Genomic DNA, 19,256 nt, shown 5'->3' with positions numbered 1-19,256 from the left:
GCAGTTCAACAACTTCCGCCCCTGCCCCACCATCACGGACACCATCGGCGGCTACGAACGTTCCCCCGGCACCGGCATCAGCACCGGACCCCGGCCGCGTACGGGCCGGGTCTCAGGCTCCGGAGACGGGAGCCGGCCGAGGCGCGCCGCCCGCGGCGGCGGAGCCCTCGGCACCGGCACCGGCACCGGCGCTGTCACCGGCCCCGGCATCCGCACCGTCCCCGTCCCCGGGGCCCTCGGCCGCCGGGGGGCCGCCCAGCGGGCCCGCCGTCACGCAGACGGCGACGAGCAGGGCGGCGACCAGGACGATCCCGGCCGACCACCAGAAGGCCGTGGTGAACCCGGAGACCATGCCGTCCAGTTGCACCCGCCCGGCGTCCGCCGCACCGGCCGCGTGGGAGGCGACGTACGTGCCGGTGACGCTGGCCGCGATCGTGTTGAGCAGGGCCGTGCCGATGGCGCCGCCGATCTGCTGCGAGGTGTTGACCATCGCGGAGGCCACGCCCGCGTCGCTCGGCCGCACGCCCACCGTGGCCAGCGAGATCGCCGGGATCATGGTGGCGCCGAGCCCGAGGCCGAAGAGCAGCTGCCCGGGCAGGACCAGGGTGGCGTACGAGCTGTCCACGTCGATCTGGGTGAGCAGCAGCAGGCCCACCGCGGCGGCGAGCAGGCCCGGCACCATCAGGGCGCGGGGCGCGACGCGGGGCAGCAGCCGGGCGCCGATCTGGGTGGAGCCCGCGATCAGGCCGACGCTCAGCGGCAGGAAGGCGAGACCGGTCGTCACCGGGGAGTACGCCTTGACGACCTGGAGGTAGTAGGTGAGGAAGAGGAAGATGCCGAACAGCGCGATGATCGCGAGGCCGAGCGCCAGGAACGCCCCGCCCCGGTTGCGGTCGGTCAGCACCCGCAGCGGCAGCAGCGGGTGGCGGACCTTCGACTCCAGGACCACGAAGGCGACCAGCAGCACCAGCGCCCCGGCCAGCAGGCCGAGCGTGCGGGCGTCGCCCCAGCCGCTCTCCTCGGCGTGCGCGAAGCCGTAGACGAGGGCCACCAGGCCGACCGTGGACAGGATGGTGCCGGGCACGTCGAGCGGGGAGCGGTTGCGGCCCTCGGCGGGCTCGCGGATGGTCAGCACCGCGCCGGCGGCGGCGACCAGGGCGAACGGGATGAGGACATACAGGCTCCAGCGCCAGTTCAGGTAGTCGGTGAGCGCCCCGCCGAGCAGCAGGCCGATGGCCGCGCCGCTGCCGGAGACGGCCGCGTAGATGCCGAACGCCTTGCCGCGTTCGGCGGCGTCGGTGAAGAGCACCGCGAGCAGCGAGAGCGCCGCCGGGGCCAGGAGCGCGGCGAAGGTGCCCTGGAGGGCACGGGCGGAGTACAGCATCCACTGCTCGGTGGCCGCGCCGCCCAGCACCGAGGCCGCGGCGAAGCCGACCAGACCGGTGACGAAGGTGCGGCGGCGGCCCCACAGGTCGGCGATGCGCCCGCCGAACAGCAGCAGTCCGCCGAAGGCGAGGGCGTAGGCGGTGATGGCCCACTGGCGGTTGCCGTCGGAGATGCCGAGGTCGGTCTGGGCCGAGGGCAGGGCGATGTTGATGATGGTGTGGTCGAGGTTGACCAGGAGCTGCGCCATGGCGATGAAGACCAGGGCCTGCCAGCGCCTGGGATCGAGCGCCGGTGCCGTCGCGGACATGGACGTGCCTGCTTTCGTGTCGGGGGAGGAAGAGCGGATCTTTCGGGGTGTACGGGGGTGTGCAGGGGTGTACGGGGTGGGGACGGGTTTGCGGTTCCGGCCCCCGGTCAGTGCCGGATGTCGCTCAAGCTGACCGGCGGGCCCGGGAGTTCGCCGCCCGCGGTGCTCTCCATGCCGGCCAGCAGCAGCCGGCAGTGGCGCTCCAGGAGGAGCTCGGCGCGCCCGCCGTGGACGTGTCCCGGCAGCGGGCGGGTGAGCTGGCCGAGCGCCACCATCAGGTCGCCGGGGCCGACGTCGGTCCGCATCCTCCCGGCCCGCTGGGCCCGTTGGACGGCCTGGAGCGCCACGTCGTCCACGCCCTGCCGGGCCGCCAGCAGCTCGGCGTCGGCGAGCCACGCCCGCTCGGGGACCATCAGGCACAGCAGCCCGATGCCCTCCCGGGCGGCGCCGACCGCGAAGCGGCGCACCGCCTCGAAGGGGTCGGCCTCCTCGGCGAGCGCGCTGCGGCCCTGGGCGGCGATGCGTTCGGCGGCGGCCAGGCAGACGCCCCGTACCAGCGCGTCCCGGTCGGGGAAGTGGCGGTAGAGCGTGGCGTTGCCGACGCCGGCGGCGCGGGCGATCGGGTCCAGCGGCGCCGCCGTGCCGTGCGCGCAGAACGCGCTGCGGGCGGCGTGCAGGATCTTGGCCCGGTTGCGGACCCGGTCCGCGCGCGGTGCGGGCCGGCCGGGTGCGTTCACGGCCGTCATGGCTGACCTCCCGAGGTCGTGAGTCGTGAGTCGTGTGTCGTCGGTCGTTTGTCGCCGGTCGTCCGGTAGTCCGGTCGTCCGGTCGGACGGGTGGCGAAGTGGCCCGCCGAAACGGGGAGTCGCCCTCCGCCCGGCGAAGCCGCGGCCCCAACGGGCCCCGGCCCGCCGCTATTTCCGGCTTCCGTGTGACCTGCGCCACAAAACGGGCCGGAAATGCGGGCGGAGGCACGCCCGGGCCGGGCGTGCCTCCGCGAGTCGGTGCCGCTGGGGGTGTTCCGGGGCCTCAGCGCGCGCCGGCGACCGCGGAACGGCGGTACGCGGCGGCCGGATGACGCTCCGGCAAACGGGGACCCGAGCCCGGCAGGAGCTTCTCCCGGAGCGTTCCGGGGGAGTACTCCCGCCGCATCAGGCCGCGCTCCTGGAGCACGGGCACGACGTGGTCGATGAAGTCCTCGAAGGTGCCGGGCGTCGTCACGTACGTCACGTTGAAGCCGTCCACCCCGGCCTTGCCCCACCGCTCCAGCTCGTCGGCGATCTGCTCGGGCGTGCCGACCGCCCGCGTGGTGACCATGAGCCGGGCCAGGTCGGCGAAGGTCATCGTCTTGTCCGGGGCGCTCTCGATCAGCCCCCGCACCGCGCCGTGCGCGACCTCGGTCCGCAGCTCGTGGAGCGGCTTCTCCAGGTCCACGGCGCTCAGGTCGACGCCGATGTTGCCGCTCATATGCGTGAGCAGCCCCTCGACGCTCAGCATCTCGTCGATCTCGGCGTTCTTCCGCCGGGCCTCCTCCTCCGTGCTGCCCACGACGAACGACAGGCCCTGGAAGAAGGAGATGTCCTCGGGCCTGCGCCCCGCGGCCACCGCGCGGGCCCGCACGTCGTCGATGTTGGTGCGGGCGGCGAGCGGGTTGGGGGCGAGGATGAACGTCCCCTCGGCGTGCCGCGCCGCGAACGCCCGGCCCGCCTCCGAGGAGCCCGCCTGGAACAGCACGGGCGTGCGCAGCGGCGACGGCTCGCACATGTGCGGGCCCGCCACCCGGTACCGGTCGCCCGCGTGGTCGATGCGGTGGACCTTCGCCGGGTCGGCGTACACGCCGGCCGCGCGGTCGCCGAGTACCGCGTCGTCCTCCCAGCTGCCCTCCCACAGCTTGTAGACCACGTCCATGTACTCGTCGGCCCACACGTACCGCTCGTCGTGCGGGACCTGCGCGTCGAAGCCGAAGTTGCGCCCGGCGGACGACTGGAAGGAGGTGACGATGTTCCAGGCGACCCGCCCCTTGGTGAGGTGGTCGAGCGTCGACACCTTCCGGGCGAAGGCGAAGGGGTGCTCCTGGAGGATGGAGCCGGTGAAGGCGAAGCCCAGGTGCTCGGTGGCGTGCGCCAGGGCCGGGATCAGCACCGCCGGGTCGTTGTTGGGGAACTGCGTGGCCTCGCGGACGGCCGTGTCCAGGCCGCCCCGGTAGACGTCGTAGGTCCCGATGACGTCGGCGAAGAAGAGGGTGTCGAAGCGCCCGCGCTCCAGCATCCTGGCGAGCTCGATCCAGGTGTCCAGGTCGGCGTAGCGGGTCTGGAGGGTGTCGGGGTGCCGCCACAGGCCGTGGTTGATGAAGGAGACGCAGTTCATGGTGAACGCGTTGAAGACCAGGGGCCTGACCGGGTGCTGTGCCGCCATGTCCGTCACTTCCCTTCCGCCGCGTCGAGCGCCCGGAAGTGCGGGATGACCTTCTCGCCCCACTGCCGGATCGTCTCCAGGCACGCCTCCTGCGGCACGGTGCCCATCTGGATCAGGCACATCACCTCGTCCACCCCGATCTCGCGCAGCCGCTCCACGTACGCGATGGCGTCGTCGGCGCTCCCGTAGGCGTGGTCGGCGTGGTAGGTGCCGGTGCTGCTGGGGGTGACCGGGATCTCCGCCTCGTGGAGCTTGGCCACCAGGTCGCGCTTCCCGGCCTCCAGGGCCGCGCGGTCGTCGCCCGCCTCGACGCGCTGGTCCGGGACCGGGCCGCCGCCGTACCAGTGGGCGATGGACTCGGCGAAGTAGCGCTGTCCGCGCAGCCCGACGCGGCGGGCCTCCGCCGGGTCTTCCAGGACGACGGTCGGACAGAGCGCGGAGAAGTGGTCGTTGACCTCGGTGGAGATCAGCCGCTCGCCGGTGCGGGCCGCGATGGCCTCGTCGTAGATCTTGCGCAGCCCGCGGATGTTGTCGGCGCCCGCGAAGCCGAGGACCAGCGCCCCGATGCCGTAGTCGGCGGCCAGCCGCAGGGTGTCGTCCTTGGAGCAGGCCATGAACAGCGGCGGGTGCGGGTCCTGCACGGGCCGCGGCAGCACCGCGCCGGGGCCGATGTCGAGCGAGCCGTGCCACTCGAAGGACTCCTCGCGCCAGGCGTTCGCGAAGATCCGCAGCGCCTCCTCCATCTGCGGGTACGTGTCCTCGGGCCGCACCCCGTACATGGCCATCTCCTGGGCGGTGGCCCCGCGCCCGGCGCCGATGTCGACCCGGCCGCCGGAGAGCACGTCGAGCATGGCGGCGCGCTCGGCGACCCGGACCGGGTGCTGGTAGTTGAACGGCATGGTGACCACGCCGTGCCCGATGCGGATCCGCTCGGTGCGGGCGGCGACCCAGGTCAGGAAGATCTCGGACGCGCTCATGTGGGCGTAGTACTTCAGGGCGTGGTGCTCGACCGCCCAGATCCGGTCGAAGCCCATCTCCTCGGCGTACACGGCCTGTTCGACACAGTCGTGGAGCACCTGCCGCTCATGCTCCGGGGTCGGGTCGGCCAACTGCGCTTCGAAGATCATCGAGAACTTCACGAGGGTGCTCCTGTACGGGGGCGGGGATACGGGCGGAGGTGAGGGCGAAGCCGGAGCCGGGGCGCGGGCGGGGTCACGCCGGGACGAGGCGGCGGTAGGCGCGCCGGAAGTAGAGGAGCGGCTCGGCGTCCCGCAGCGCCACGGCGCGGGTGACGCGGCCGATGACGATCGTGTGGTCGCCGCCCGGCAGCTCGTCCTCCAGTTCGGCCTCGAAGCAGGCGAGCGCGCCGGCCAGGACGGGCGCCCCGTTCTCGCCCGGGGCCCACTCGGTGCCGTCGAACTTGTCGCCGCCGCTGGTGGCGAACCGCCGCGACAGCGCGGCCTGGTCGTGCGCGAGGACGTTGACGGCGAAGCGGCCGGCGGCCCGGATCAGCGGCCAGCTCGTGGAGGTGCGGGCGGGCGAGAAGGTGACGTAGGGCGGGTCGAGGGAGAGGGAGGCGAAGGACTGCACGGCGAGCCCCGCCGGCCCCGCGGCCCCCTCGGCGGTGATGACCGCGACCCCGGTCCCGAAGGCCGCGGCGGCCTCGCGGAAGGTGTCGCTCGCAACGGTGCTGGACATGGTGGACCCCCTGATCTGTGGATGGCTACGGCTGTACGCGGGCGGGGGCGGCGGAGCGCGCCAGATTGGCGTCCATCTCCCGCTCCCAGTGCTCGTTGGCGGGACGGGTGTCGATCTCGAACTCGAAGCGGCGCGTCATGTCGTTCGTGACCGCGTCCGCGTCCACGTAGAACTGCTGGTACCAGCGCCGCAGTTGGTAGACCGGCCCGTCGCCGTCGGAGAGCAGCGGATTGTCGATGTGGGTCTTGTGCCGCCAGATCTCGATGTCCTGCCGGAAGGCCACCCCGAGCCCGTCGGCGGTCCGCACGGCCGCGTCCGCGGCCTCCTCGGCGCCCATCCCGGGCAGCCGGCGCACCTTGACGCCCCACATCAGCCGGAACGAGGTGGCGGAGACCGGGTAGTGACAGTTGATCAGCATCGACTCGGCCTCCGTCCCGTCGCCGAGCGGCTGCCACACGCGGTCGGTCATGTAGGACGGGCCGTAGTAGGCGGCGTCGGAGCGCAGGCTCAGATCGGCGCCGATCAGCTCGACACCGGAGTCGCGGCGCGGGGTGCTCTCGATGTACATCGAGGCGACGTGGCCCTCGAAGACGTTGGTGAAACGGGTGGGCACGGAGTGGTGCACGTAGAAGAAGTGCGCCATGTCGACGATGTTGTCGACGACCTCCCGGCAGTGCGCGCCCTCGATCAGCACGCTGTCCCACGCCCAGTCCGACCAGTCCTCGCCGAAGACGTCGTCGATACGGGGCACGGTGACGTGCGCCGGGGGCGGGGCGCCCTCCGGGTCGTGCCAGACGAACAGCTGCCCGTCCTGCTCCAGCGTGGTCCAGGCCCGGGTCCGCGCCCGGGGCGGCACCCGGCGGGCGTACGGGATCCCGGCGCACCGGCCCTCGCCGTCCCAGCGCCAGTCGTGGAACGGGCAGGCCAGGGCGTCGCCCTTGACGGTTCCGCGCGCGAGGTTGCCGCCCATGTGGCGGCAGAAGGCGTCCAGGACGCGCAGCCGGCCGTCGTCGCCGCCCTGGAACACGGCCAGAGTGGTGCCGAACGCCTCGATCTCGTGGGGGCCGCCGTCCTTGAAGGAGTCGGCGAGCCCCAGACAGTGCCAGCCGCGGGCGAACCGGGCCGGGGGCGTGGTGCCTTCGATGACGCGGACGTCCGGCGCACCGGACGCGGGGACTGGGGCGGCGGGACTGGGCATACGGGTTCCTTGGGTGAGGGTGAGGGTGAGGGTGAGGGCGGGAGCGGAGATGGGGAGCGCGGTCCCGGCTCAGCCGGTGGTGGCGGCGCCGGTCGTGGTGGCGTCGAGGGCCTCGGCGATGAGCGCGTACGAGCGCAACCGGGCGTCCTGGTCGTGCAGCGCGGTGACGATCATGAGCTCGTCCGCGCCGGTGGCCCCGGCGAGCGCGGTGAGTTCGGCCGCCACGGAGCGCGGGTCGCCGACGACTCCCCGGGCGCCGAAGGGGGTCGAGCGTCCGGCGAGCAGGGCGACGGCCTCGTCGGCGGGGAGCAGCGCGTCGGGCAGGCCCTGGGCGATCCGCAACTGCGCCAGCTCCTGCGCCGCCGCGTGCCGCCGGGCCTCGGCCGCGGTGCCGGCGGCCACGGCCGTGAGGCTGATCAGGGCGTACGGGCGGTCGAGCACCTTCGAGGGCCGGAAGGTCTCCCGGTAGAGGCGGATCGCGCCCGCCGTGTCCCCGCCGAAGTGGTGGGCGAAGGCGAACGGCAGCCCGCGCGCCGCGGCCACCCGGGCGCCGTACGGGCTCGACCCGAGGATCCACAGCGGCGGCCCCGGCGTGTCGGCGGGCACGGTCCGCACGCTCCGGTACGGGCTGCCCGGCGCGTGGTCCCGGTGCCCGAGGAACGCCTCCAGGTCCGACACCTGGGCGGCGAACTCGCCCGGGTCGGCGCGCCGCAGGGCGTGCGAGGTGGCCGGGTCGGTGCCGGCGCCGCGCCCGACGCCGAGGTCGACCCGGTCCGGGTGGATGGCGTGCAGGAGGGTGAACTGCTCGGCCACCGCGAGCGGCGCGTGGTGCGGCAGCAGCATCCCGCCGGAGCCGACCCGGATGCGCTCGGTGCGCGCGGCGAGATGGGCGAGCAGGACGGGCGGGGAGGCGGCGGCGAGGGCGGGGTGGTTGTGGTGTTCGGTCACCCACAGGCGGCGGTAGCCGAGCCCTTCGGCGTGCCGGGCGAGCCGGACGCTGTCGGCGACGGTCCGCCCGGAGGTGCTGCCGGTGGGGATGAAGGTGGTGTCCAGGACGGACAGCGCGGGTGCTGCGGGCATGGCGGGGCCCGACTCCCTTCGGGAGGGTTGAATCGGTCGTACGCGGATCGGTCGTACGCGGAGCAGCCGTATGCGGATCGGTCGTACGCGGGTCGGTCGTACGCGGAGCGGCCGTATGCGGATCAGTCGTAGGTGACGGCGACCGGCGCGCGGTCGCCCGGGGGCAGCGCCTGGCAGGCCAGGACGTACCCGTCGGCGAGGTCCTCGGGGGTGAGCACGCCGGGGGCGGGGGAGACCACCGCGCCCCGCTCGACCCGGCACACGCAGGCCCCGCAGAGCCCCTCGCGGCAGGAGAAGGGCGCGTCGACGCCGTGCGCGAGCATGGCCTGGAGCAGCGTGCTGCCGTCGCTCCAGCCGATGTCGTACCGCTCCCCGTCGAGCACGAGGGCGAGCGGGCTGACGGCGGAGGCCGGGGTATCGGCGGGCAGGTCGACCAAGTCCGGCCCAGGCCCCGGCTCCGGCGCCGCGAACGCGCCGTCGAGCGACACGAAGACCTCGCGGTGGATCCGTCCGCGCGGGACCCCGTGGGCGCGCAGGGCGGCGGCGACCGCGTCCATGAACGGGGCGGGCCCGCACAGGTAGGCGCTCCGGTCCCGGTAGGGCGCGAGGAGCTGGTGGAGCAGGGCCCCGTCGGGCCGGCCCTGCACGGAGTCCAGCAGGTGGTGGACGAGCAGCCGCTCCGGGTGGGCGGCGGCCAGTTCGCGCAGCTCGCGGCCGAAGACGACGGACGCCTCGTCGCGGTTGGCGTACACCAGGACGACCCGGGCGGTGCCCCGTTCCAGGGCCGCCGAGGCGATCGCGAGCACCGGGGTGATCCCGCTCCCGGCCGCCGCGAGCAGCAGGTCGCCGTCCCAGTCGGGCGGGGTGAAGGCGCCCGCGGGCGGCAGCGCCTCCAGCCGCAGGCCGGGGGCGGCCCGGTCGCACAGCCAGGAGGAGACGGCCCCGCCAGGCACCCGCTTCACGGTGATGCGGGGCGCGGCGCCGGTCCGGGAGAAGGAGTAGCAGCGGGCCTGCCCCGCCGGCCCCCGGACGGTGAGGAACTGTCCGGGCCGAGGGGCGAGCGGCGAGCCGTCCGCCGTCTCGACGACGAGGCTCACCACGTCCTCGGCCTCCCGGACCACCGCGCTGACGACGACCGGGAGCACCCGCGTACGGTCACTCATCCTCGCCGCCCACCGGGACGGCGCCCGCGCGCACGGCCCGCTCGATGGAGGCGCGCAGCCGGGTGCAGACCGCGACGGTGCCCTCGGGCCGGCCGGCGAGCTCGGGACAGCAGGAGGTCGGCCGGAGCCACTGCGTACTGGTGTGAGCGAGGCTCCGCTTCTCGACGAGCACCTCGTTGGGGCACGCGTCGCAGGTGAAGCGCTGCTGGGCCATGGCTCAGCGCTCCGCGGCCGTCTGCCGGGCGAGGTTCGCGTCGACCTCCGCCTGCCACACCCGTACCGCCCGCTCGGTGTCGATCTCGAACTCGAAGCGGTCGGTCATCGCGGGCTCGACATCGGCTGTGTCCACGTAGAACTGCTCGTACCAGCGGCGCAGTTGGTAGACGGGGCCGTCCTGGTCGCAGAGCAGGGGGTTGTCGATGCGGGTCTTGTTCCGCCAGATCTCGATGTCCTGCTCGAAGCCGGCGGCCAGCCCCTGGGACGCCTGGGCGGCGGCCTCCGCGGCCTCGGCGTCGGTCATGCCGGGCAGCTTCTTCACGATGGCGCCGTACATGAGGACGAAGGAGTCGGGCCCCACCGGGTAGTGGCAGTTGATCATCGCGGTCTCGACGGTGGTGCCGGCCTCGTCCACGTCCATGTCCAGGTAGACGATCATGTAGGAGGGGCCGTAGTAGGAGGCGACCGAGCGGGTGTCCCCTTGGGCGGAGACGGTCTGGTCCGCCGTCATGTCGCCGCGCGGGGCGGTGGCCTGGTACTGGGTGGCGACGTGCCCCTCGAAGACGTTCTTGAAGTACGTCGGGAACGAGTTGTGCACGTAGAAGAAGTGCGCCATGTCCACGACGTTGTCGACGATCTCGCGGCAGTGCGAGCCCTCGACGCGCAGGGTGTGCCAGGTCCAGTCGCTCCACTGCCCGTCGAAGACGCCCTCGATCCGGGGGATCGTCACGCCCTCGGGCGGCGGCGCGCCCTCGGGGTCGTACCAGACGAAGAGCTGCTTGTTCTCCTCCAGCGTGGTCCAGGACCGGGTCCTGGCGCGCGGCGGCACCCGCCGGGCGTACGGGATGTCGGCGCAGCGTCCGTCGCCGTTCCACAGCCAGCCGTGGAAGGGGCAGGAGACGGTGTCGCCCTTGATCGTGCCGCGCGCCAGATTGCCGCCCATGTGCGGGCAGTACGCGTTGAGCACGTGCAGCTCGCCGCTGTCCTGGGCCTGGAAGACCACGAGCTTGGTGCCGAACGCGTCGATCTCGTGGGGGCTGCCGTCCTTGAAGGAGTCGGCGAGCCCCAGACAGTGCCAGCCCCGGGCGAACCGGGCCGGCGGCGCCCCCTTCTCGATGTCCCTGACCTCGTGTTCCGTGCTCACCGGAACGCTCATCGATCATCCCTCCGCGGTCTCTTCGTGCCAACGGACGCCGAGTCTGCGGGGGCCCCGGAGACCGGGCCAAGGGTGTTCCCGCAGAGCGGGAGAACGGTGGGGAGACGGGTCTCGGCCTGGTCGGATGACTGGTGTACGTTCCAACGAAGAGCCGGGCGCGACGGCCCGCCCGGCGGAACGGGAGGGGGAGAGTCATGTACGGGGGCACGGGGGACGCGGCGAGGTTAAGGGCGGTGGAGACGGCGGGGGACGAGACGGAGGACACGACGGGGAAGCCGGCGGCGGACGCGTCGGGGCCCACGACGGACCCCACGACAGGCCCCACGGCGGACCCCACGACAGGCCCCAAGACAGGCCCCAGGACAGGCCCCATGACAGACCTCACGGCGCCGGTGTCGATGATCGACCGGATCTCCGGCATCCTCGACGTCTTCGAGGAGGCCGACGGGCTGACCATGACCGAGGTGATCCGGCGCACCGGACTGCCCCGCTCCTCGGTCCACCGGATCCTGGAACACCTGACGAGCGTGCGCCTGCTGCGCCGCGACGAGAAGGTCTACCGGCTGGGGATGCGCTTCATGGAGCTCGGCTCCCTGATGTACCACCGCGACCAGGTGCGGACCGCGGCCATGCCGTACCTCCAGCAGCTCCACTGGTCCACCGGCCTGACCTCGCAACTGGCCGTGCTGGACGAGGACAAGGTGGTGTACCTGCTCCAGGTCGGCGCCCCGGTCGGCATCCCGTCCCGCCAGTTCGTCGGGGGCCGCTTCCACGCGTCGAGCCATGTGGTGGGCAAGGCACTGCTGGCCTACACCCCGTGCCCGCCCGGGGTCGACCACCCGCCGGTCTCCCGGAGCCTGCGCGCCGAGCTGGCCGACATCCGCACCCGGGGCATCGCCTTCGGCCCGGACGCGGTGGCGGGGATCGGCTGCGTGGCGACCCCGGTGATCGGCGCGGGCGACCGCGCGGCCCTGGCGGCCATCTCGATCAGCGGCCCGGCCGAGAACCTGGAGGTCCCGCGCCTGGCCGCGATCCTCCGCCACACGGCGGCGACCCTCCGCAAGGGCGCCCCGACGCTGGCGGGGTGACGCGGCCGGACGCGGGCGCGGGCCGGCCGGCGGCTCAGCCGACGATGGCGACGGGGGCGTCCCAGGCGTTCCGGTCGACGGTGATCGTGTGGCCGCCCCGGGTCTCCTTGCTGTTGGCCTTGTACTGGTGGCCCCGGCTGTGGTCGGTGTACAGCTTGGGGTCCCAGGGCCAGTCCTTGGTGGTGGTCTCCTGGCCGTTCCACAGGGCGTACCAGAGGTTGCCCGGGAGGTCGGTGCGGTCCTTGGCGGTGGCGATCGCCTTGGCGCTGGAGCTGCTGAAGCCGTAGAGACCGGCGCGGTAGGTCTTGGCGCGCAGGGTCTTGGTGAAGGACCGCACGTAGGCGAGGGTGGCGTCGTTGCACGCCTTGTCGGCGATGTCGTACGACTCCATGTTCAGGTAGATCGGGCTGCCCGGCTTCATGCCGAGCGCCGCGGCCTTCGCGACGGCGTCGTTCGCGTTGCTCGCGCCGACCGAGGCGGCCGTGGCGGCGGTGAAGCGCTCCTTGTTGAGGCTCTTCTGGCAGGGCGGCTGGGCGCCGACGTACAGGGGGATGACGCGCCACCCGAGCGTGTCGACCGACTTCGTCCACGCCTTGGTCAGGTTGGGCTGGGCGCAGCCGCGGTTCTTCCCGCCGATGTAGACGGCGACACCGCCGTAGTAGGCGTCCTTGCGCCAGGCCGTCATCGCGGCGAGCGAGGGCGCCGTGCAGGCGTCGAACGCCCGGCCCGTGTACGTCTTCTGGACCGGCCACGCGGGGGCCGCCATGGAGGTCTGCGCCGCGATCCCGGCCCCGGCGACGGTGACGACACCCGTCACCCCGAGGGCTATGTTCCGGCCTCTCCTGGACCGCCGATGCTGCGGCATTTCCCCACCCCTGTTCTCCGTACGGCCCCGGCCCTCCCGGAGCGCGCCCACTCTATCCACCGGACGCCCCACCTCCATGGTCACCCTCAGTTACTATGCTCGGATCGCACATACGGAAGAGATGGGTGGCCTGGCAAGTGCTGAAAGAGGTCGTAGCGACCCGCTATGTCACGCCCCTGCGTGAGGGCGGCTCGCTCCCCGGGATCGTCGAGGCCGACGACCTCGGTACGTACGTCATGAAGTTCACCGGCGCCGGGCAGGGGCGCAAGACGCTGGTCGCCGAGGTGATCTGCGGGGAGCTCGGGCGGCGGCTCGGGCTGCGGGTGCCGGAGCTGGTGACCATCCAGCTCGACCCGGTGATCGGGCTGTCGGAGCCGGACCAGGAGGTGCAGGAGCTGCTGAAGGCGAGCGGCGGCCTCAACCTCGGCATGGACTTCCTGCCGGGCTCGCTGGGCTTCGACCCGCTCGCGTACGAGGTGGACCCGGTGGAGGCCGGGAAGGTCGTCTGGTTCGACGCGGTGATCAACAACGTCGACCGGTCCTGGCGGAACCCGAACATGCTGGTCTGGCACGGCGACCTGTGGCTCATCGACCACGGCGCCACCATGATCTGGCACCACAACTGGCCCGGCGCGCAGGTCTCCGCCGCCCGGCCGTACGACGCCTCGGACCACGTCCTGGCCCCGTTCGCCCCGGACGTCGCCGCCGCCGCCGAGGCGCTGGCGCCGCTGGTGACCCGCGAGCTGCTCGACGAGGTCGCCGCCGACGTCCCCGACGCGTGGCTGGCCGACGAGCCCGGCTTCGCGACCACCGACGAGCTGCGCGCCGCGTACGTGGAGGCGCTGCTGCCGCGCGCCGCGACCATCCACGAGCGGATCACCCTCGGCCCCCGCACCGAGCGGCGCCCCCAGCGGCCCCCGGGCTGGCTCGCCGACCGTCTCGCCCCGCGCTCCGCCCAGAAGGACAGCACCACGTGACCGATCGCGATGTCTTCGAGTACGCCCTGCTGCGCGTCGTGCCCCGGGTGGAGCGCGGCGAGTGCTTCAACGCCGGGGTGGTCGTCTACTGCCGGGCCAGGTCCTTCGTGGCCGCCCGCACCCATCTGGACGAGGCCAAGCTGGGCGTCCTCGACCCGGCCGCCGACGTCGCGGGGGTCCGGGCCGCGCTCCGTGCGGTCGAGGGCGTCTGCCTCGGCGGCGCCGACGCCGGACAGGCGGCCGGCGACGACCCCGGGCGCCGCTTCCGCTGGCTGATCGCCCCCCGCTCGACGGTGGTCCAGCCGGGCCCGGTGCACACCGGACTGACGGCCGACCCCGAGGCCGAGGTGGAACGCCTGCTCGAACTGCTGGTGCGCTAGCCCGCCCTCGCGCGCGGGAGCCGCGCGGTGCGCCCGGTGGGCCGTTGACACCGGGTGCCGGGGCTTCTAGCGTCTCGTCTGCGGACGATACTAAGCGGTCGCTCATGTGCGGGAGAGCGAGCGGACCGCGGTACCGGCCACATCCACGGATGATCCAAGGGCGAGGAGAACCAGCATGTCCACCACCGAGCAGCGCGTAGCCGTCGTCACCGGTGCCGCTCGCGGCATCGGAGCCGCCACCGCGATCCGGCTCGCCGCCGAGGGCCGCGCCGTCGCCGTGCTCGACCTCGACGAGGCGGCCTGCAAGGACACCGTCGAGAAGATCACGGCCGCGGGCGGCACCGCCCTCGCCGTCGGCTGCGACGTGTCCGACGGCGCCCAGGTGGAGGCCGCCGTCGCGCGCGTCGCCGCCGAGCTCGGCGCGCCGACCATCCTCGTCAACAACGCGGGCGTGCTCCGCGACAACCTGCTCTTCAAGATGGACGAGGCCGACTGGGACCTGGTCATGAACGTGCACCTCAAGGGCGCGTTCCTGATGGCGAAGGCGTGCCAGAAGCACATGGTGGACGCGGGCTTCGGCCGGATCGTCTCCCTCTCCTCCTCCTCGGCGCTCGGCAACCGAGGCCAGGCCAACTACTCCGCCGTCAAGGCCGGCCTCCAGGGCTTCACCAAGACCCTCGCCAAGGAGCTCGGCAAGTTCGGCGTCACCGCCAACGCCGTCGCCCCCGGCTTCATCGTCACCGAGATGACCGCGCAGACCGCCGAGCGCGTCGGCATGGGCTTCGAGGACTTCCAGGCCGCGGCCGCCTCGATGATCCCGGTCCAGCGGGTCGGCCGCCCCGAGGACGTCGCCCACGCCATCGCCTTCTTCACGGGCGACGACGCCGGTTTCGTCTCCGGCCAGGTCATGTACGTGGCCGGCGGCCCGCTCAACTGACGTACGGGTACGGAGAGAGGGAGAGCAGGACGCGATGAGCGCGCAGGAACAGCCCGAGCTCTCGGGCAAGGTCGCCCTGGTCACCGGCGCCAGCCGGGGCATCGGCTACGGAGTCGCCGAGGCCCTGGTCGCCCGCGGCGACCGGGTCGTCATCACCGGACGGGGCGAGGAGGCCCTCAAGGAGGCCGTGGAGCGGCTCGGCGCCGACCGGGTGATCGCGGTGCCCGGAAAGGCGCACGACGAGGCCCACCAGGCCGCCGCGGTCGCCGCCGCCATGGACGCCTTCGGCCGGGTCGACTTCCTGGTCAACAATGCCGGGACGAACCCGGTGTTCGGGCCGATCGCCGAGCTGGACCTGAACGTGGCCCGCAAGGTCTTCGAGACCAATGTCGTCTCGGCCCTCGGCTTCGCCCAGCAGACCTACCGGGCGTGGCAGAAGGAGCACGGCGGGGCGATCGTGAACATCGCCTCGATCGCCGGACTCGCCCCCTCGCCTTTCATCGGCGCGTACGGGATGAGCAAAGCGGCGATGATCAATCTGACCCTCCAGCTGGCGCACGAATTCGCCCCGGAGGTCCGGGTCAACGCCATCGCCCCGGCCGTCGTGAAGACGAAGTTCGCCGCGGCGCTGTACGAGGGGCGGGAGGCCGAGGCGGCCGCCCCGTATCTGCTGGGCCGGCTCGGCGAGCCGCAGGACATCGGCGGTGCGGCGGCCTTCCTGACCTCCGCGCAGTCGGACTGGATCACCGGCCAGACGCTCGTCGTCGACGGGGGTCTTTTCCTGAACGCCGGTGTCGGGTGACCGCTATCCGGACACTTTCCTGAATTCGTGACTGGTTTGGCCCCGGTTGTGCGCGGAATGCCCTCAAGTGCCCCGCCAGGGCCGAGCATTGACCTGGCGGGGGGCTGCGGTATCGTTCGCCGACCCAGGCTGAACGAGGAGCGTGCACGTGTTCAACCGGACCAGTCTGCAGGCCGCTGCAGCCCTTGCGTCCATATCCCTCCTGTCCGCATGCAGTGTGTTTTCGGACGGTGAATCCGCAGGGGATCAGAGAATCGTCGTCGGTACGACGAGTTCTCCTTCCACGCTTGATCCGGCTGCCGCCTGGGACAATTCCTGGGAGCTTTTCCGGAATGTCTTCCAGACACTCGTGGCCTTTCCCACGGGAACCACCAGCCCGAAGCCGGACGCGGCGGACTGCAAGTTCAAGGAGGGCAGTTCGAGCCGGGTCTTCGAGTGCGTCCTGCACGACGGACTGACCTTCTCCAACGGCCACAAGCTCGACGCCAAGGCCGTCCAGTACTCGATCGAGCGCATCCGCAAGATCGACGTCGACGGCGGCCCCAACGGCATGCTCGGCTCGCTCGACAAGGTCGAGGCCATCGACGACCGCACGGTGGTCTTCCGGCTGAACAAGTCGGACGCGACCTTCCCGTTCATCCTCGCCACCCCGGCCATGTCGATCGTCGACCCGGCCGAGTACCCGGCGGACCAGCTCCGCAAGGACGGCAAGCTGGTCGGCTCCGGACCGTACGTCCTCGACTCGTACACCGAGGGCCAGAAGGCCGAGCTGACCCGCAACCCCAGCTACAAGGGCTTCGCCGACCGCAAGAACGGCGGCGTGACCATCCGGTACTTCAAGGAGTCCGAGCCGATGGTGGCCGCGCTCCGCAAGAAGGAGATCGACGCCACCTACCGCGGTCTGACCGCCGAGGAGGTCGTCGCCCTCCAGGCCGACACGCCGGAGAACAAGGGCCTCCAGCTCGTCGAGTCCACCGGCGCGGACATCCGCTACCTGGTCTTCAACGCCCGCGACGCTTCCGTCGCCCGGCTGCCCGTCCGCAAGGCCATCGCGCAGCTCGTCGACCGCGACGAGCTGGTGAACAAGGTCTACCAGGGCACGGCCGAGCCGCTGTACTCCATGGTCCCCAAGGGCATCTCGGGCCACACCACCAAGTTCTACGACCGCTTCGGCTCGCCCGACGCGGCCAAGGCCAAGGCGATCCTGCGCGACGCCGGCATCACCGAGCCGGTCAAGCTCGACTTCTGGTACACCACCGACCGCTACGGCTCCTCGACCGCCGCCGAGTTCAAGGAGCTCAAGCGGCAGCTGGAGAGCAGCGGCCTCTTCCAGGTCACCCTGCACGGCAAGCCCTGGAAGGACTTCCAGGCGGGCTACCAGAAGGGCCTGTACCCGGTCTTCGGGCGCGGCTGGTTCCCCGACTTCCCGGACCCGGACAACTTCGTGGCCCCCTTCATCGGCGAGGAGAACGTCCTCGGCACCCCGTACGTCAGCCCGAAGATCACCAAGGAGCTGATCCCCAAGTCCCGGCGCGAGAGCGACCGAGGGGCCGTCACGGACGCGTTCGTGCAGGCGCAGGAGATCATGGTGCAGGACGTCCGGCTGCTGCCGCTGTGGCAGGGCAAGCTCTACATCGCCGCGAGCGACGACATCGGCGGCGGCGAGCGGGCCCTCGACCCGCAGACCGTCATGCAGATGTGGGAGCTCAGCCGCCGCACCAGCTGGTAGCCCGGGCGGCGTCGACCGAGGGCGGTGTCGGCCGCGTTGTCAGTGGCCCCCGGTAGGTTTCTCGTAGACAAGCGAAACACCCACCGGAGGTTGTTGACGTGACCGACACCGACATGCTGCCCGAGTCCTGGCGCGGCGTCCTCGGCGACGAGCTGCAGAAGCCGTACTTCGAGCAGCTCACCGAGTTCGTCGAGAAGGAGCGGGCGAACGGGCCGGTCTACCCGCCGCGCGAGGAGGTCTTCGCGGCCCTCGCCGCGACCCCGTTCGACAAGGTGAAGGTCCTGGTCCTCGGCCAGGACCCCTACCACGGCGAGGGGCAGGGCCACGGGCTCTGCTTCTCCGTCCGCCCCGGCGTGAAGACCCCGCCCTCGCTGCGCAACATCTACAAGGAGATGCAGGCCGAGCTCGGCCACCCGGTCCCCGACAACGGCTATCTGATGCCGTGGGCCGAGCAGGGCGTCCTGCTGCTCAACGCGGTGCTCACGGTCCGCGCCGGCGAGGCCAACTCGCACAAGGGCAAGGGCTGGGAGAAGTTCACCGACGCCGTCATCACGGCCGTCGCCGCCCGGCCCGACCCGGCGGTCTTCGTCCTCTGGGGGAACTACGCCCAGAAGAAGCTCCCCCTCATCGACGAGGAGCGGCACGTGGTGGTGAAGGGCGCCCACCCCTCGCCGCTGTCGGCGAAGAAGTTCTTCGGCTCCCACCCGTTCACCCAGATCGACGAGGCCGTCGCCGCCCAGGGGCACGAGCCGATCGACTGGCGCATCCCCGACCTCGGCTGAGCCTCGGCCGGATCCGGCGCGGCTGCGGCTAGCGTCGGATCCGGGTCCGCCCGACCGGCGGCCGCAGCGACAGCGTGAACAGCGCGTGGAGGCCGCAGTGACCGGGCAGCAGCAGGTGTCGGACGACGGCGTGATGACCAGGATCGGGCAGGCGCGGATGCTCCTGCACGGCGGGGACAGGGAAGAGGCCCGCAACCGCTTCGGCGAGATCTGGGCGCAGCTCGGGCCGGACGGCGACCCGCTGCACCGCTGCACCCTCGCCCACTACATGGCCGACGCCCAGGACGACCCCGACACGGAGCTGGCCTGGGACCTGCGGGCCCTGACGGCGGCCGAGGGGATCGACGGGGACCGGCAGCGCCGCCAGGACTCGGCGGCGGCGCTGCGCGCCCTCTACCCCTCGCTCCACCTCAACCTGGCCGCCGACTACGTGAAGCTGGCCCGCCCGGACGCGGCCCGCGTCCATCTGGACCGGGCCCGCGCCGCCTCCGAGGTCCTGGACGACGACGGGTACGGCAACGGGGTGCGGGCCGCGATCGAGCGGCTGGAGGTACGGCTGCGGGGTCAGCGCCCGTAGGTGCCACGGCAGATCCTCGCCTGTTCGCTGTCCGGGCTCCAGCCGCCGTAGCGGGCGCCCAGCTCGCAGATCTCGGCGGCGGAGCGGGGCGGCTTCTTCAGCAGGCCCGGCAGGTCGACCTCGGGGCCGTGGCCGCCGCCCGGGCGCGGCCGCGCCGTGGCGCGCGGCGCGGCCTCGCCGTTCCGGCCGGACGTCCCGTCCGTCCCGCTCCGGCCGCCGGAGCCGCCGCCGGACGCGCCGCCGGAGTCGCGCCGCCGCTCGACGGAGGAGCGCGGTTCGGGTGTCGGATCGGGCATCGCCGCCTCCAGGGCCTCGCGGGCGGGGCCCTGGACGATCTGCGGGGCGACGGCGTGGCCCGGCCGGGCGTCCGCCGGGCTCGGGACCGCCGGGGGAGCGGGCGAGGGCGGCTCCACCGCGACGCAGCCCGAGAGGGCGGCCATCGCGACCCCGGCCAGGATCCTCACTGTGGTTCTGGTTCCATGCACCCGGGCAACTCTGCT

20 protein-coding genes are annotated in these 19,256 nt (G+C 72.6%); 8 read left to right on the top strand and 12 right to left on the bottom strand.

All coding sequences use genetic code 11. From position 1 onward, the window contains the following. Positions 1-112 precede the first annotated feature (112 nt). From AB0C99_RS09475 to AB0C99_RS09430, 10 genes are all read right to left on the bottom strand, one after another. Positions 113-1,693: an MFS transporter gene (locus tag AB0C99_RS09475; RefSeq protein ID WP_362471781.1), complete on the bottom strand. Its 1,581-nt coding sequence runs from the start codon at positions 1,691-1,693 to the stop codon at positions 113-115. A gap of 107 nt (positions 1,694-1,800) precedes the next feature. After that, positions 1,801-2,439, bottom strand: coding sequence for a TetR/AcrR family transcriptional regulator (locus AB0C99_RS09470; RefSeq protein WP_362471778.1), 639 nt, complete (start codon positions 2,437-2,439; stop codon positions 1,801-1,803). 283 nt (positions 2,440-2,722) lie between these two features. Beyond that, entirely contained in the window at positions 2,723-4,108 is a 1,386-nt protein-coding gene (locus AB0C99_RS09465) for an LLM class flavin-dependent oxidoreductase (protein WP_362471777.1), read from the bottom strand. A 5-nt stretch (positions 4,109-4,113) separates the two neighbouring features. After that, entirely contained in the window at positions 4,114-5,247 is a 1,134-nt protein-coding gene (locus AB0C99_RS09460) for an LLM class flavin-dependent oxidoreductase (RefSeq protein ID WP_362471775.1), read from the bottom strand. A 73-nt stretch (positions 5,248-5,320) separates the two neighbouring features. After that, positions 5,321-5,806 (bottom strand): flavin reductase family protein, encoded by a 486-nt coding sequence (locus tag AB0C99_RS09455; RefSeq protein WP_362471773.1) that lies wholly within the window; start codon positions 5,804-5,806, stop codon positions 5,321-5,323. 25 nt (positions 5,807-5,831) lie between these two features. Then, positions 5,832-7,004, bottom strand: a complete 1,173-nt coding sequence (locus tag AB0C99_RS09450; RefSeq protein WP_362471771.1) for a Rieske 2Fe-2S domain-containing protein — start codon at positions 7,002-7,004, stop codon at positions 5,832-5,834. Positions 7,005-7,073: 69 nt separating this feature from the next. Beyond that, a complete protein-coding gene (locus AB0C99_RS09445) occupies positions 7,074-8,084 on the bottom strand; it encodes an LLM class flavin-dependent oxidoreductase (RefSeq protein ID WP_362471769.1) in 1,011 nt (336 codons plus the stop codon). Positions 8,085-8,206: 122 nt separating this feature from the next. Next, the gene (locus tag AB0C99_RS09440; RefSeq protein WP_362471767.1) at positions 8,207-9,247 is read right to left on the bottom strand and encodes a ferredoxin--NADP reductase; all 1,041 of its coding nucleotides are present in this window, start codon (positions 9,245-9,247) and stop codon (positions 8,207-8,209) included. Then, positions 9,240-9,461 carry a hypothetical protein gene (locus AB0C99_RS09435; RefSeq protein ID WP_362471765.1) on the bottom strand — a complete coding sequence of 74 codons (222 nt, stop codon included), beginning with the start codon at positions 9,459-9,461 and terminating at the stop codon, positions 9,240-9,242. The genes AB0C99_RS09440 and AB0C99_RS09435 overlap by 8 nt, the downstream gene beginning before the upstream one ends. Positions 9,462-9,464: 3 nt before the next feature. After that, complete coding sequence (locus AB0C99_RS09430; protein ID WP_362471762.1) at positions 9,465-10,619, bottom strand: Rieske 2Fe-2S domain-containing protein; 1,155 nt, start codon at positions 10,617-10,619, stop codon at positions 9,465-9,467. 371 nt (positions 10,620-10,990) lie between these two features. On the opposite strand from AB0C99_RS09430, the gene AB0C99_RS09425 reads away from it, so the two are divergent. Beyond that, positions 10,991-11,707, top strand: coding sequence for an IclR family transcriptional regulator (locus tag AB0C99_RS09425; protein ID WP_362471759.1), 717 nt, complete (start codon positions 10,991-10,993; stop codon positions 11,705-11,707). A 34-nt stretch (positions 11,708-11,741) separates the two neighbouring features. Here the strand turns inward: AB0C99_RS09425 and AB0C99_RS09420 are convergent, their stop codons facing one another. After that, on the bottom strand, positions 11,742-12,572 hold the full coding sequence (locus AB0C99_RS09420) for a glycoside hydrolase domain-containing protein (RefSeq protein ID WP_362471756.1): 831 nt from the start codon (positions 12,570-12,572) through the stop codon (positions 11,742-11,744). Positions 12,573-12,709: 137 nt separating this feature from the next. Between AB0C99_RS09420 and AB0C99_RS09415 the strand changes: the two genes are divergently transcribed. The 7 genes from AB0C99_RS09415 to AB0C99_RS09385 all read left to right on the top strand — a co-directional run bounded on the left by AB0C99_RS09415 (position 12,710) and on the right by AB0C99_RS09385 (position 18,756). Further along, entirely contained in the window at positions 12,710-13,549 is an 840-nt protein-coding gene (locus tag AB0C99_RS09415) for a HipA family kinase (RefSeq protein WP_362471828.1), read from the top strand. Then, positions 13,546-13,929 (top strand): DUF3037 domain-containing protein, encoded by a 384-nt coding sequence (locus AB0C99_RS09410; protein ID WP_362471754.1) that lies wholly within the window; start codon positions 13,546-13,548, stop codon positions 13,927-13,929. The genes AB0C99_RS09415 and AB0C99_RS09410 overlap by 4 nt, the downstream gene beginning before the upstream one ends. Before the next feature lie 175 nt (positions 13,930-14,104). Further along, positions 14,105-14,866, top strand: coding sequence for a 3-oxoacyl-ACP reductase FabG (fabG, locus tag AB0C99_RS09405; RefSeq protein ID WP_362471751.1), 762 nt, complete (start codon positions 14,105-14,107; stop codon positions 14,864-14,866). A gap of 34 nt (positions 14,867-14,900) precedes the next feature. After that, a complete protein-coding gene (locus tag AB0C99_RS09400; RefSeq protein ID WP_362471748.1) occupies positions 14,901-15,668 on the top strand; it encodes an SDR family oxidoreductase in 768 nt (255 codons plus the stop codon). A 148-nt stretch (positions 15,669-15,816) separates the two neighbouring features. Beyond that, the gene (locus tag AB0C99_RS09395; protein ID WP_362471745.1) at positions 15,817-17,397 is read left to right on the top strand and encodes an ABC transporter substrate-binding protein; all 1,581 of its coding nucleotides are present in this window, start codon (positions 15,817-15,819) and stop codon (positions 17,395-17,397) included. Positions 17,398-17,495: 98 nt separating this feature from the next. Beyond that, entirely contained in the window at positions 17,496-18,179 is a 684-nt protein-coding gene (ung, locus tag AB0C99_RS09390; RefSeq protein ID WP_362471742.1) for a uracil-DNA glycosylase, read from the top strand. 97 nt (positions 18,180-18,276) lie between these two features. Next, on the top strand, positions 18,277-18,756 hold the full coding sequence (locus AB0C99_RS09385) for a hypothetical protein (protein ID WP_362471741.1): 480 nt from the start codon (positions 18,277-18,279) through the stop codon (positions 18,754-18,756). Here AB0C99_RS09385 and AB0C99_RS09380 read toward each other — a convergent pair. Beyond that, the gene (locus AB0C99_RS09380; protein ID WP_362471738.1) at positions 18,744-19,241 is read right to left on the bottom strand and encodes a hypothetical protein; all 498 of its coding nucleotides are present in this window, start codon (positions 19,239-19,241) and stop codon (positions 18,744-18,746) included. The two genes, AB0C99_RS09385 and AB0C99_RS09380, sit on opposite strands and share 13 nt — an antisense overlap. Positions 19,242-19,256: the final 15 nt, after the last annotated feature.

Origin of the sequence: Streptomyces sp. NPDC048659 (assembly GCF_040650575.1) — a bacterium.
Taxonomy (GTDB): Bacteria; Actinomycetota; Actinomycetes; order Streptomycetales; family Streptomycetaceae; genus Streptomyces.
The sequence above is the reverse complement of the archived record's forward strand: the minus strand, read 5'-3'. Positions and strand labels throughout refer to the sequence as shown.

Bases quoted from the DNA above. Each gene is read 5' to 3' on its own strand.
- AB0C99_RS09475 (WP_362471781.1), bottom strand. From the start codon at position 1,693: ATGTCCGCGACGGCACCGGCGCTCGATCCCAGGCGCTGGCAGGCCCTG.
- AB0C99_RS09470 (WP_362471778.1), bottom strand. From the start codon at position 2,439: ATGACGGCCGTGAACGCACCCGGCCGGCCCGCACCGCGCGCGGACCGG.
- AB0C99_RS09465 (WP_362471777.1), bottom strand. From the start codon at position 4,108: ATGGCGGCACAGCACCCGGTCAGGCCCCTGGTCTTCAACGCGTTCACC.
- AB0C99_RS09455 (WP_362471773.1), bottom strand. From the start codon at position 5,806: ATGTCCAGCACCGTTGCGAGCGACACCTTCCGCGAGGCCGCCGCGGCC.
- AB0C99_RS09450 (WP_362471771.1), bottom strand. From the start codon at position 7,004: ATGCCCAGTCCCGCCGCCCCAGTCCCCGCGTCCGGTGCGCCGGACGTC.
- AB0C99_RS09445 (WP_362471769.1), bottom strand. From the start codon at position 8,084: ATGCCCGCAGCACCCGCGCTGTCCGTCCTGGACACCACCTTCATCCCC.
- AB0C99_RS09440 (WP_362471767.1), bottom strand. From the start codon at position 9,247: ATGAGTGACCGTACGCGGGTGCTCCCGGTCGTCGTCAGCGCGGTGGTC.
- AB0C99_RS09435 (WP_362471765.1), bottom strand. From the start codon at position 9,461: ATGGCCCAGCAGCGCTTCACCTGCGACGCGTGCCCCAACGAGGTGCTC.
- AB0C99_RS09430 (WP_362471762.1), bottom strand. From the start codon at position 10,619: ATGAGCGTTCCGGTGAGCACGGAACACGAGGTCAGGGACATCGAGAAG.
- AB0C99_RS09425 (WP_362471759.1), top strand. From the start codon at position 10,991: ATGACAGACCTCACGGCGCCGGTGTCGATGATCGACCGGATCTCCGGC.
- AB0C99_RS09420 (WP_362471756.1), bottom strand. From the start codon at position 12,572: ATGCCGCAGCATCGGCGGTCCAGGAGAGGCCGGAACATAGCCCTCGGG.
- fabG (WP_362471751.1), top strand. From the start codon at position 14,105: ATGTCCACCACCGAGCAGCGCGTAGCCGTCGTCACCGGTGCCGCTCGC.
- AB0C99_RS09400 (WP_362471748.1), top strand. From the start codon at position 14,901: ATGAGCGCGCAGGAACAGCCCGAGCTCTCGGGCAAGGTCGCCCTGGTC.